Source organism: Deltaproteobacteria bacterium, from assembly GCA_020848905.1.
Lineage (GTDB): Bacteria > Myxococcota_A > Polyangia.
Genome location: JADLHG010000041.1, coordinates 74,585 through 87,027 on the forward strand (window position 1 = coordinate 74,585; position 12,443 = coordinate 87,027).

Consider the following 12,443-nt stretch of genomic DNA (forward strand, 5'->3'; position numbering starts at 1 on the left):
TCCGCCGGACGACTACTTGCCGTGGCAGTGCAGGCAGAGGGCGGAGCGGGCGTTGCTCTTGACCAGCATCCGGGGAAGGTTGGCCCTGTTGTGCACGCTGTGGCAGGTGGGGCATTCCACGCGACGGCTGTAGAAGTACACCGGTCCTGGGTTCTTCATCCCCCCTCCCATCCCGTGAGCCGCATGGCAGTTCGAGCACGGAGGAGCTCCTGCACCGGAAGCCGTGGTCTGGTGCGCCCAGAGGACGCCGACAGGGTGATCGTCGCTCAGGTCCGTTCCCAGGTTCGCGGGGCCCGTGAGGTAGTTCGAGCCGGTGGTGGCGCCACCGTACGCGTCGAGCGCGATCGTGCCGTCGTGGCAGCTCAGGCAGGCTTTCGAGAGGACGCCGGGCTCCCCCGGGATCTGGATGGTGGACTCGCTGGTGTAGACCTTGTAGGTCGCGGTCGTCACGGCGTGGTTCCAGAGCGGAACCGCCCGGAAGCTGGTGCTGGCGTTGTGGGGGGCATGGCAGGGCACGCAGATCTGTCCCTGGGCCCAGCCGGTGGCGGAGAAGTCGTGCTCGCTGCCCTGAATCCCGCCGATGGCCGTCGAGCCGCCGGCCCCGACAGCCACGGTCGCGACGGTGAGCGCGACGTACTGGACGAGCGTGCCGTGCCGGTTGCTGGCTCTTCCCATGGCGGTCCCCCGAAGACACCTGTGCGAGAAAGCGCCATGCACACAATGTGCCGCAATGTAGTGAGGTCCCGCGGGACGGCGTCCACCGCGGGGCGAGGCCGGGCGAGCTCGAGCGCCGCAAGGTATTCAATCTTTTGATATTGCGCGAAAATACCGCAGCCTCGGCTGCCGGGCATGTCGTTCGTCGTAGCCGGCCGCCTCGCTTCGCGAGCCCCCGCGGGCACTCGCCGGTGCGTCCTGAGTGCCTTCAGGTGCCGAATTGTCGGCACGCGACCGGGCCTGCCCGAGCGGTTGCCTTTAAGATCTCAGGTGGTCCGCGCTGCCGGGGATTCGTTGTCCGGTGCCGAAGAATCGGCTTGCTCCGGGCGGCTACCGGCGCGCCGCTCCTCGCCCTCGCCCGGCCGACTGCTTGTTGATCCGGTCGGCGACGTAGGCCGCGCCGAAGCCGTTGTCGATGTTCACCACCGTGATGCCGGGCGAGCAGGCGTTGAGCATTCCCATCAGCGCGGCGAGTCCGCCGAGGCCCGTGCCGTAGCCGACGCTCGTCGGTACTGCGATCACGGGCCTATTCGTGGTGGCGGCGATCGCGTTCGGCAGGCCCCCTTCCATCCCCGCCACGGCGATGACCACGTTGCAGGCGTTGAACGCGCGCTTGTTCTGGCGGACCTTCTCGGGCTTGTTCACGCCGCAGTCGTAGACCCGCAGCACCTTGTTGCCCATCGCCTCGGCCACCCGGGCCGCCTCCTCGGCGACGGGGATGTCCGCGGTCCCCGCGGTGGCGACCACGATCCGTCCCACCGACCGGACCTTCTTCGCTTGGAGCGTGATCACCCCCGCCAGCTCGTGGAACTGGAGGTCCAGGCCCGCCAGCCCCGCGCTGCCCTGGAGCGCCTCGTACTGGGCCCGCGTGGCCTTGGTGCCGATCACCACCGCGTTGTTCGCGATCCGAGCGGCGAAATCGCGCTGCACCCGCTCCGGCGACTTGTTGCCGCAAAAGACCACCTGCTCGTTCCCCATGGGGGCCCGGGAGGGCGCAGCACTCTTCGTGCGGGCGGAGGCCGCGGGCCCGGTGACCGCGTGGAGCGGGAGCCATCCGAGGGCGAGGAGCGCCAGGAACGGAAGGGTCCTTCTTCGCGTGCTCATCGTGAGGCTCTCCGGGTCCGTCCCGAGGTGGCAGTCAGCGCAACCGTACTGGTGCCTGGGGCGGCTGCACTGTTCGTGCCAGCAAAACCTGGAAGCCAGCGGGCGAAGTACGCAGAAACAGGTCCCCGGTGGCTGGACCGCCCGCCAGCTCGGTGACGACGGCGGTTGCGGCCTCGGTGCCCGCTACCGCCGTCGCCCCCGGCCTCGGCGCCACCAAGCCGGGCCGGCGCGATGGTTGCAACGGAAAACCGGGCATGTTAGGGATCCGGCCAACTTAGCTCGGGTGCCCACGGCCCGGGAAAATCACACGCCCGAGGGACCCGCACGGCGTGCTCCTTATATATGGGAGTCGAGCGGGAGCAAGCCCGAGGGCGGAGGCTGCAGACACGTTCTGCACAACGCCAAGGAGAGACCATGTCGACCGCGAAGACCATGAAGGAGGCTCTGCAAGACGAGCCGGTGATGACGATGCGCGCGCTGCTCGAGGCGGGCGTGCACTTCGGGCACCAGACCAAGCGCTGGAACCCGAAGATGCGTCCCTATATCTACGGAGCCCGCAACGGCATCCACATCGTGGACCTGCAGAAGACCCTGCCGCTCTTCATCAGCGCCTTCAACAAGGTGGTGGAGACGGTGGCCAACGGCCAGCCGGTGCTCTTCGTGGGCACGAAGAAGCAGGCCCAGGAAGTGATCCGCGAGGAAGCGGCCCGCTGCGGCATGTTCTTCGTCACCAACCGCTGGCTCGGCGGCACGCTGACCAACTGGCGCACGGTGCGAACGAGCATCGACACCCTGAAGTCCATCGAGTCCAAGGTCGGCGACCCGAACAACTCGGAGAAGCTCACCAAGAAGGAGCTCCTCAGGCTCGACCGTGAGCGCATCAAGCTCGAGCGCAACCTGGGCGGCATCAAGAACATGTCGAACGTTCCGGGGGTGGTCTTCGTGGTGGACCCCAAGAAGGAGCGCATCGCCATCACCGAGGCCAACAAGCTCGAGATCCCGGTCGTGGCGGTGACCGACACGAACTGCGATCCGGACGTGGTGGACTACGTCATTCCGGGGAACGACGACGCCATCCGGGCGATTCGCCTGTTCGCCTCGCGCATCGCGGACGCGTGCATCCTGGGTCAACGCCTCGGTCGCGACCGGGCCGTGGCGGTGAAGGATCGCGACGTGCGCGAAGAGGCTCGCGACGAGCCGATCCGCGTCTCGTCCGGCGGCGACGGCCCCAAGGTCGAGGTCGTCTCCCGTCGAGGCGGCGCGCGTCCCGAGCCCGAGGCTGCCGCGGAGCCCGAGGACGAGAAGTAAGATCCTTTCTCGGCCCGCCGGTGCCGTGCCGGCGAGCCGAGCGCGAGATCGATCGAACGAGATGCCCGGTGGCCCTCCGCGCTCGACGACGCGCCGGAGCCGCCGCCCCCTACCGAAGATGGAGAGGTCGCCATGAGCGAGATTTCTGCCCAGATGGTCAAGGAGCTGCGTGACCGCACCCTGGCGGGTTTCACCGACTGCAAGAAGGCCCTCGCCGAGTGCGCCGGGGACATGGAGAAGGCGGCCGAGTTCCTGCGCAAGAAGGGCCTCGTGACCGCGGCCAAGAAGGCCGACCGCGCCGCGGCCTCCGGGCTCGTGCACTCGTACATCCACGCCGGCGGCAAGATCGGCGTGCTCGTCGAGGTGAACTGCGAGACCGACTTCGTGGCCAAGACGGAGGAGTTCACGAACTTCGTCCACGAGCTGTCGATGCAGATCGCCGCGATGGCGCCGCGCTGGATGACCCCCGACGAGGTTCCCGCCGACGCGGTGGCGAAGGAGCGGGAGATCCGCATCGCGCAGGCCAAGGAGAGCGGCAAGCCCGATGCGGTGATCGAGAAGATGGTCGAGGGTGGGATCAAGAAGTGGTACACGGAGGTCTGCCTGATGGAGCAGCCCTACGTGAAGGAGAACAAGAAGGACATCAAGGGGCTCGTGACCGAGCTGGTGGCCAAGGTGGGCGAGAACTGCAAGGTTCGGCGCTTCGTGCGCTGGGAGGTGGGCGAGGGGATCGTGATCCAGAAGAAGGACTTCGCCGAGGAGATCAAGGAACTGGCGGGTCAGCAGTGACGACTCCGTACCGGCGCGTCCTGCTCAAGCTGAGCGGAGAGGCCCTCGAAGGGGGCGGCGGCCTCTCCATCGACCCGCGTGTGCTCTCCGGCATCGCGCAGGAGATCAGCGCGGTCCTCAAGCGCGGCAGCCAGGTGGCCGTGGTGATCGGCGGGGGGAACCTCTTCCGCGGCATGACCATGGCGGCGGCGGGGATGGATCGCACGGCGGCCGACACGATGGGTATGCTGGCCACGGTGATGAACTGCGTGGCCATGCAGGACGCCCTGGTGCGCGAGGGGATCCGGGCGTCGATCCTCTCCGCCATTCCGGTGATGCAGGTGTGCGACCCCTTCACCCGGCGCGAGGCGGTGCATCGGCTCGAGGACGGCGAGGTCGTGCTGCTGGGCGGCGGGACGGGGAATCCGTACTTCACGACGGACACGGCGGCGGCCCTGCGCGCGCTCGAGGTCGGGGCGGACGTGCTGCTCAAGGCCACCAAGGTGGACGGCATCTACGACAAGGACCCGAAGAAGCATGCGGACGCGGTGCGCTTCGAGGAGATCTCGTATCGCGAGGTCCTGGAGCGACGGTTGCAGGTGATGGACCTGACGGCCGTGACCCTCTGCCGCGACAACGGCCTGCCGATGGTGGTCTTCGACATGACCGCCGAAGGGAACATCCGGCGCGTGATCTCCGGCGAGCCCGTGGGCAGCCGCGTGGTGGAGCAGCGCAGTTAAGGAGCGAAGACGATGGTCAACGACATCCTCAACGACCTGAAGGACAACATGAACGGCGCCATGGAGGCCCTCAAGCGGGACCTGGCCAAGCGCCGCACCGGGCGCGCCAACGCGTCGCTGCTCGACGGCATCAAGGTCGATTACTACGGCACGCCGTCGCCCATCAACCAGATCGCCTCGGTGCAGGTGCCGGACCCGCGGCTCATCACGATCAAGCCCTGGGAGAAGAACATGGTCCAGGCGATCGAGAAGGCGGTGCAGCAGTCGAACCTCGGGCTGAACCCGTCCTCGGACGGCGAGGTGATCCGGCTGCCCATTCCGCCGCTCACGGGCGAGCGCCGCAACCAGCTGGTGAAGGACGTGAAGAAGCTGGGTGAGGAGGCCAAGGTCGGGGTGCGCAACCAGCGGCGGGACGCGAACGAGATGCTCAAGGAGCTGGAGAAGGACAAGGAGATCTCCGAGGACGACCTGCGCAAGGGGATGGCTCGCGTGCAGGAGCTCACCGACGAGTACGTCAAGAAGGTGGACGAGATCGTCGCGGGCAAGGAGAAGGAGATCATGGAGGGCTAGGGACACCCCCTAAAGGCCCCCGTCGCGCGCCGCATCCCCTCCACCCTCGTCGTTCGCGCCACCTTCCTGCTCCACTTGTCCTCGTACATCCGCCGGTAGGCCCTGAGGAGCAGCGTCTCCATCGAGGCCGGCTGTCCTCGAGGCGTGGCGACGATTCCCACGCTCGTGGAGAGGACGAAGGCCGCGTCCGGTCGCCGCGCGAAGCAGCGCAGCGCGACCCGCACGCGCCGCAGGAAGTCGTTCGTCTCGCGGACCCAGGCGCCGTCGAGGAGGACCGCGAACTCGTCGGTCCCGACGTGGCCGACGAGGTCGGTCGTGCGGCGCGTGGCCAGCAGCAGCGCGCCGAACTCCTCGATCGCGCGGTCCCCGGCGGAAAGGCCGAGTCGCTCGTTGATCGCCCCGAGGTCGTCCAGGTCGAAGCAGGTGAGGACCGCGCCGCGGTCGTCGCGCAGGCGCCGCGCCCCCTCCGCGAGGAACGCCGCCCGCGGCAGGATGGCCGTGGGCCTCGGGCGCGCGTCGGCCGGTGCCGGTCGCGCGTGGGGCTGGCCGGGGAGCGGGACCTCCTCGCTGCGGTGGGCGATGCCCCGCCAGAGCTCGCGCTGGGCCTGGTGCCGGGCCAGGGCCACCTCCAAGACGATGTTCAGGCGCTCGGGGTCGAAGGGCTTGTGCACGAAGCCGTAAGGGTGGGCGGCGCGCGCCCGGCAGAGGGTCGCGTCGTCGTCGTGCGAGGTCAAAAAGACGACGGGCAGGCGCTGTTCCTCGTAGAGCCGGACGGCTGTATCCACGCCGTCGAGAGACCCGGCTAGCTGGATGTCCATGAGCAGGAGGTCGGGCTGGGGCAGGAGGGGGCTTTCGAGCACCTCCTCGCCGCGGGTGCTCACGCCGCATACCTCGTAGCCCACCTCCACGAGCGATTGTCGTAGCACCGCGGCGGTGACCTCTTCGTCCTCGACGACATGAATGCGATACGGGTCCATCGGCTGTCTCCCCTTCGGGCCAACCCCTGAAGGAGGGGGCGGCCGGCACCTGCGCGGTGATCGCGCTTCGGCGCTCGAGAGGTGCACCTCGCGTGCCCGCGGCGAGCTTGACGCTGTGGGTCGTGCTTTGGCCGGGTTGCGACCGCAGGAGGGCGCGGGGTGTCTCCGCCGGGAGGTCCGCCGGGACCGCCGGGAGGGTCGCGCGAACCCCCATTCGTCCCCGAGGCGCGATGGTGCTACCCTAGCCGCACGCGTCATGGCGGCGGCCCCGCAACAGTTCGGCCCCTACGAACTCCTGGAGCGCATCAGCGTGGGCGGGATGGCGGAGGTCTTCCGCGCGCGCATGGCGCGGGGGGAACGCTTCTCGAAGATCCTTGGCATCAAGCGCATCCTGCCGTCGCTGTCGCGCGACCAGAAGTTCGTGAGCATGTTCATCGAGGAGGCGCGCCTCATGGCGCACCTGACCCACGGGAACATCGCCCAGGTGTTCGACTTCGGCATGATCGAGGGCGCGTATTACCTGGCCATGGAGTTCGTGGACGGCCTCGACCTGCGGGCGATCCAGGAGCGCTTTCTGCGCCGGGGGGAGCGTGTCCCGGTGGCCGTGGCCGCGCACATCGTGCTCGGGGTCTGCGAGGCGCTGGCCTACGCGCACGGCCGCAAGGACGGCAACGGGCGGTCCCTCGGGATCGTGCACCGGGACGTCAGCCCGCAGAACGTGATCGTGTCGTTCGCCGGTGAGGTGAAGCTCGTGGACTTCGGCATCGCGAAGGTGCGCGATCGCGCGAAGGAGACGACCCACGGCAAGGTGCGCGGCAAGTGCGGCTACATGGCGCCGGAACAGATCCTCGGGCGGCCGGTGGACCACCGCGCGGACCTCTTCGGCCTCGGGGCGGTGCTGCACGAGCTCTTGACGGGCAAGCACCTCTTCCTGGCCGCAAATCAGGTCACGACGATCCAGCGGCTCCTCAAGGCCCCCGTGGAGAAGCCGTCGGCGGTCAACCCCGAGGTCCCCGCCGCGCTGGACGCCATCGCGCTCAAGGCCCTCGCGCGCGATCCATCGCAGCGCTACCAGAGCGCGGAGCAGGTCCACGCCGAGCTGGCCGCCTACTGTCGGAGCGCTGGCGGTGGGCTGATCTCGAACGACCTCGCCCAGTGGATGCAGCGCTGCTTTCCGGACGGACGCAACGACGATGGCATGTCGGCGACGCGCCCCCCTGCGCCCGCGCGGCCGGCCTCGCCCGTCGCGCGGCTGGCGGCGCCGCTCCCCGTGCGTGGCGGTGCTGCGTCTCCGGAACGGCCCGCGGGTGCCACCCGGGTGGGACGTCCGCAGCGTGCGGCGTCGGCGCTGGCGGCGAGCTCAGCGCCCGAGGATGGGGACGACGAGCAGACCTTCGTCTCGGGGGGGCCGACGATGGTGGAGTCCTTCGCCCACCTGCTCGCGCGGCCGGAGGTCGCGGCGGCCGGCGAGGAGCGGGGCGCCCCGGTAGCTCCGTCGCGGCTGGCGTCCGCGGAGCACCGCATCCTTTCGGACGAGGAGCCGACGCCCTTCGCGCCGCTCGATGGGCACGGGGAGGACTGGTCCGGGTTGAACGCCACCGACCACGACGATCCGCTGGGCCAGGAGACGGGCGTTCGAACCTTTGCGCGCGTCCCCATTGCGCCGCTGGCCGAGCTCGAGGAATTGACGCCGGCCACGGCGTCGATCGAGGAGTCCACGCCCATCACCGCGCCGGTCAAGGCGACGACGGTTCCCCCGTCGCTCTCCGCCCCCACCTTCGCGCGACCCGCCCCGCCCGAGCCGCGCGACGCCGTGGGCGCGAGTAGCGGGGTATTGATCCAGCCGGGGGCGAACGGGCTGGTCATTCACACCGAGCTCGACGAGGAGGAAGGACCCACGGTGATCCACCAGGCGGGCTTCGAGCCGCCGGCCGTGCCGGCCCCGGGACTCGGTCGCGCTCCGTCGGGAGCAGTGCGCCGGCTGAAGACGGGCTCGCTCCCCGGGATCTCCGATGCGGCCCCCGAGCCGGTCCTCATTCCGCGGCGGCGGCCGTCGGAGCGCATCTCGAGCGGCGTGACAGCTCTCGGCGCTGGCTCGGCCTCGCGCCCGGGCTCGAGCTCTCTGCCGCTGCTCGACTCGGGGTCGCTGCCCGTCATCGGCTCGGATTCGATTCCGACGCTCCCCGAGGAGTCGATGGGCCCCCTCGTCGTGCGCGACCCCGCGCCGATCTTCAAGTGGGTGGGCGTCGTGGTGATCGTGCTCATGTTCGCCGTGGCGGGCGTGGGGGCCTACTTCCTCTATCTGCGCGACCGCCCGCCGGCCAGGGCCACGACCAAGCCCGCGCCGCCCCTCGGAGCCCCTCCCTCCTCGGGACGCTGACGGCGACGTGGGCCTGAGCGCCATGGGGGCGACAGGGCTTGTTCCGGCCCCTCCTTTGGCTATGATGCCGCCCGATGGACGTCTACCTCACCACGCTCGGTTGCCGGCTGAACGAGGCCGAGCTCGAACGCTGGGGGAGCGAGATCGCGACGGCCGGCCACCGCGTGGTCCGCGAGCCGGCCCAGGCGCAGCTCGTGGTGCTGAACAGCTGCGCCGTCACCGCCGAGGCGGCGCGGAAATCGCGCAAGCTCGTGCGCCGGCTGCACCGCCAGAACCCCGCGGCGAAGCTCGTGCTCACGGGCTGCTACGCCACGCTGGCCCCCGAGGAGGCGGCCGAGCTCGCCGGCGTGGACCTGGTGCTCGCCAACCGCGACAAGGACCGGCTCGTCGAGGCTGTCGCCGACCGACTGGACCTGGCCACGATGCCCGCGCAGGCGCAGGCCCCGCGCGAGACGCACCTCTACCGCTCGAGCCGTACGCGCGCGTTCGTGAAGGTGCAGGACGGCTGCCGCAACCGCTGCACCTTCTGCATCGTGACCGTGGCTCGGGGCGACGAGCGGAGCCGGCCGATCGCCGAGGTGGTCGCGGACGTGCGCGCGCTCGAGGCCCAGGGGCGCAAGGAGGCGGTGCTCACCGGCGTCCATCTGGGGGGCTACGGGCAGGAGTTGGGCACGGACCTCCGCGCGCTCGTCGAAGCGCTGCTCGCCGAGACGACGATTCCGCGCCTGCGCCTCTCGTCGCTCGAGCCTTGGGATCTCCCCGATGACTTCTTCTCGCTCTGGCGAGAGCCGCGCCTCTGTCCGCACCTGCACCTGCCGCTGCAGAGCGGCTCGGACGCCGTCTTGCGCCGCATGGCGCGGCACGGGGACGCCGCGCATTATCGCGCGCTCGTGGCCAGCGCCCGCGCCCAGATTCCGGAGCTCAACCTGACCACGGACGTGATGGTGGGGTTCCCGGGCGAGACGGACGAGGATTTCCGCGCGACCCTCGACCTGCTCCGCGAGCTGCGCTTCTCGCACCTGCACATCTTCGCCTACTCCCGCCGGCAGGGGACCGCGGCCGCTCGCATGAGCGACCAGGTGCCCGAGGAGACCAAGCGCGCCCGCAGCCAGGCCGCACATCAGCTCGCGGCGGAGCTCCGCTCGGCGCTGCTGGCGCGGGCGGTGGGGCAGACGCGCCCCGTGCTCTGGGAGGGCGAGCCTCGCGAGCTCCCCGACGGGCGGTGGGGCTACGAGGGCTTCACCGATCAGTACCTGACGGTGCGCGCGGCGGTTCCCGCGGGGATAGCGCTCGAGAACGTCATTACGCCGACGGCCCTCGTGGCCGCGGAGGCGGATTATCTGCGGGGCGAAATCCCCGATGCAGCTCACCCTCAAGGAGGAGCACCATGAAGATCGCGATCATCGGGACCGGCGTGATGGGCCGGGGCTGGATCACCCAGTGCGCCATGGCCGGGCACGACGTGCACTGCCACGACGCCAACGCCGAGATTCTGGCCGGAGCCTTGCCCTTCTGCGAGCAGCTCGCGGGGAAGGTGGCCAAGAAGAACAAGCTCGAGGACCCCGAGGTGGTGGCCAAGACGGTGGCCAAGATCCACGTGCACAAGGAGAAGGCCGCCTTCGTGGCCGCGGCCAAGGAGTGCGACGTCTTCTTCGAGGTGGTCTTCGAGGACATGAAGCTCAAGTGCGGCATCCTCTCGGAGATGCTGCCGCAGCTCCCGCCGAAGGTGATGTTCTGGTCGAACACGAGCAGCCTCGACATCGACGTGATGGCGCAGGCCGGCGGACGCCCCGAGCGCTCGATCGTCGTGCACGGGATGAACCCGGTGCCGATGATGTCCGGCGTGGAGGTCGTGCCGGGCCGGCTGACCAACGCCGAGACGGTGGAGTCCACGCGGCGCGCCCTGCTCGAGATGAAGAAGGTGCCCTTCCTCGCGCCGAACATCCCGGGCTTTTGGGTCAACCGCCTGCTCATCCCGCAGATGATCGACGCCGTGCGTCTCCTCGAGGCGGGGAAGATCACCGTCGAGGACGGGGACGCCGGGCTCAACACCTGCCTCGGCCACCCGCAGGGGACCTTCAAGCTGGGTGACTTCGTCAGCACGCCGACCATGCTGCGCGTCGCGCTCGAGATGTATCAGGCCTCGAGCGACCCGCGCCTCTATCCGCCGCTGTTGCTGATGCGGATGGTCAAGGCGGGCGAGTACGGGTCGGCCGTGGGCAAGGGCTTCTACGACTGGAGCGATCCGCGCAATCCGAAGCCGCGCGACCTCTCGCACTACCTGGTGGGGAACGTGGACAGCCTGCTCGAGCACGTGAAGTAGCGGCAGCACGATGAGGTTGAGGCGAGGAACGGTCGTTCTCGGCGTCGTCCTGGGGGCGTGGGGCTGTAGCACCGGCAAGGTGAACCCCACGCCCGGGGACGACGGCGCGGTGGACGCGGCCTTCGACGGTGGCGCGTTCCTCGACGGGCGCTCCGACGCAGGAGCGGACGCCACCGATGGGGCGCTCTTCGACGGAGCTTTGCCGGACAGCCTCGTCGCGGACCAGCGTCCTCCCGACAGCCCACCCCCCGTCGCGCGCTGCGCCACGGCGCAGGTCGTTTCCCTCGCGACGGGGAGTGCGACGGTGCAGGGGAGCACCGTCGCGCTGCTCGACGAGTTTCCACAGCTCCGCTGCGGCGGCACGACCGCGCTCGTCGGCCCGCAGGCCTACTACCGGGTGAGCCTCTTCGCGGGGCAAAACTACCGCGTTCGCCTCAGCCCTTCGTTTGCCGCCGTGGCGTACCTCTTTCCCGCGGCCGCGGGGTGTGTGGCGGCCGAGGTGGAGAAGGGGTGCGCGAGCGGTGGCAAGACCGGAGCGGTGAGCCCGGTCGTGGCGAGCGGCAAGAGCCACACGCTGACCTTCACTCCGGCGCAGGACGGAGATTTCATCGTCGGCGTGGACAGCGAGGAGGCGGGGGCCGCGGGGGCCTTCACGCTGGCCGTGGAGCTCGACTGCACGCGCTTCGCCGACGTTTGCCACGACGGGGCGGTCAACGCCGGTCGCTGCGTGGCGCAGGCCAAGACGGGCCCGTGCAGCGATGGGAACGCCTGCACCGAGGGCGACACCTGTAAGGCGGGGCAGTGCCTCGGCACCCCGAAGAACTGCTCGAGCGTGGCGGATTCCTGCAACGCCGGCGTCTGTCAGGGTGGGAGCTGCGTGAAGCAGCCCAAACCGGGGAGCTGCGACGACGGCAATCCCTGCACCACGGCCGACGCGTGCGTGGGAGGCGTCTGTCGCGGCACGCCCCCGACCGACGCCTACGAGCCGAACGACAACTACCTGGGCGCGCGCCTCACCGGCACCACCGACTGCTCGAACCTGGACCACAGCTTGACGGCGGTGCTCTATCCGGCCTCGGACCTCGACTGGTACTGGTTCGACGTGAAGGACGGCGCGCTGCTCTGCGACGTGCAGCCGCGGGTCACTCTCTCCGTCCCGACCGGCTCCAACTACGATCTGTGCGTCTTCTTCACCTGCAACAACGGCGCGACGGTCAGCCTGACCTGCAACGCGGGAAACCTCGTTCCGGGGCCCACGCCGGCCTCGAAGGGGTGCTGCTCGACGAACGCCGGTTCGACTGCCGAGTCGGTGCAGCTGAGTCCGAGCTGTGGCGGGGGGGACACCTCCGGCTTCGCGGACGTGCGGGTCTTCGCCCCGACGACCTCCTCGGGGTGCGGCCGCTACACCCTGCAGTGGGGGGACTCGTAGCTAGCGGGGACGGCCCGGCGCGTGGCCCCGGCGGCCATCGCGGCGGCCACCCGTGGCGACTGCGGACCACACGCGCCGCGGGAAAAACCAAACGATCGCACGCGCTCGGGCGGGAGGCCGCCTGGCATGA

The 12,443-nt window shown here is 69.8% G+C and carries 11 protein-coding genes; 8 read left to right on the top strand and 3 right to left on the bottom strand.

Annotated elements, in window-relative coordinates:
• Positions 1-12: 12 nt before the first annotated feature.
• Positions 13-675 (bottom strand): cytochrome C, encoded by a 663-nt coding sequence (locus tag IT371_16920; protein MCC6749349.1) that lies wholly within the window; start codon positions 673-675, stop codon positions 13-15.
• Positions 676-1,044: 369 nt separating this feature from the next.
• Complete coding sequence (gene larB, locus IT371_16925) at positions 1,045-1,818, bottom strand: nickel pincer cofactor biosynthesis protein LarB (GenBank protein MCC6749350.1); 774 nt, start codon at positions 1,816-1,818, stop codon at positions 1,045-1,047.
• A gap of 342 nt (positions 1,819-2,160) precedes the next feature.
• Here larB and rpsB point away from each other — a divergent pair, with 342 nt between their 5' ends.
• The 4 genes from rpsB to frr all read left to right on the top strand — a co-directional run bounded on the left by rpsB (position 2,161) and on the right by frr (position 5,204).
• Positions 2,161-3,126, top strand: a complete 966-nt coding sequence (gene rpsB, locus IT371_16930; protein ID MCC6749351.1) for a 30S ribosomal protein S2 — start codon at positions 2,161-2,163, stop codon at positions 3,124-3,126.
• A 132-nt stretch (positions 3,127-3,258) separates the two neighbouring features.
• On the top strand, positions 3,259-3,915 hold the full coding sequence (gene tsf, locus IT371_16935) for a translation elongation factor Ts (GenBank protein MCC6749352.1): 657 nt from the start codon (positions 3,259-3,261) through the stop codon (positions 3,913-3,915).
• Positions 3,912-4,634, top strand: coding sequence for a UMP kinase (locus IT371_16940; GenBank protein ID MCC6749353.1), 723 nt, complete (start codon positions 3,912-3,914; stop codon positions 4,632-4,634). The genes tsf and IT371_16940 overlap by 4 nt, the downstream gene beginning before the upstream one ends.
• 12 nt (positions 4,635-4,646) lie before the next feature.
• Complete coding sequence (gene frr, locus IT371_16945; GenBank protein MCC6749354.1) at positions 4,647-5,204, top strand: ribosome recycling factor; 558 nt, start codon at positions 4,647-4,649, stop codon at positions 5,202-5,204.
• On the opposite strand, the gene IT371_16950 is transcribed toward frr, so the two are convergent.
• Complete coding sequence (locus IT371_16950) at positions 5,201-6,181, bottom strand: response regulator (protein ID MCC6749355.1); 981 nt, start codon at positions 6,179-6,181, stop codon at positions 5,201-5,203. The genes frr and IT371_16950 overlap by 4 nt on opposite strands.
• Before the next feature lie 256 nt (positions 6,182-6,437).
• On the opposite strand from IT371_16950, the gene IT371_16955 reads away from it, so the two are divergent.
• The 4 genes from IT371_16955 (at position 6,438) to IT371_16970 (ending at position 12,313) form a co-directional block, all read left to right on the top strand.
• Positions 6,438-8,561, top strand: coding sequence for a serine/threonine protein kinase (locus IT371_16955; protein ID MCC6749356.1), 2,124 nt, complete (start codon positions 6,438-6,440; stop codon positions 8,559-8,561).
• Positions 8,562-8,635: 74 nt separating this feature from the next.
• Entirely contained in the window at positions 8,636-9,952 is a 1,317-nt protein-coding gene (gene mtaB / locus IT371_16960; protein ID MCC6749357.1) for a tRNA (N(6)-L-threonylcarbamoyladenosine(37)-C(2))-methylthiotransferase MtaB, read from the top strand.
• A complete protein-coding gene (locus IT371_16965) occupies positions 9,949-10,884 on the top strand; it encodes a 3-hydroxyacyl-CoA dehydrogenase family protein (protein MCC6749358.1) in 936 nt (311 codons plus the stop codon). The genes mtaB and IT371_16965 overlap by 4 nt, the downstream gene beginning before the upstream one ends.
• A gap of 10 nt (positions 10,885-10,894) precedes the next feature.
• Positions 10,895-12,313, top strand: a complete 1,419-nt coding sequence (locus tag IT371_16970; protein MCC6749359.1) for a hypothetical protein — start codon at positions 10,895-10,897, stop codon at positions 12,311-12,313.
• Positions 12,314-12,443 lie beyond the last annotated feature (130 nt).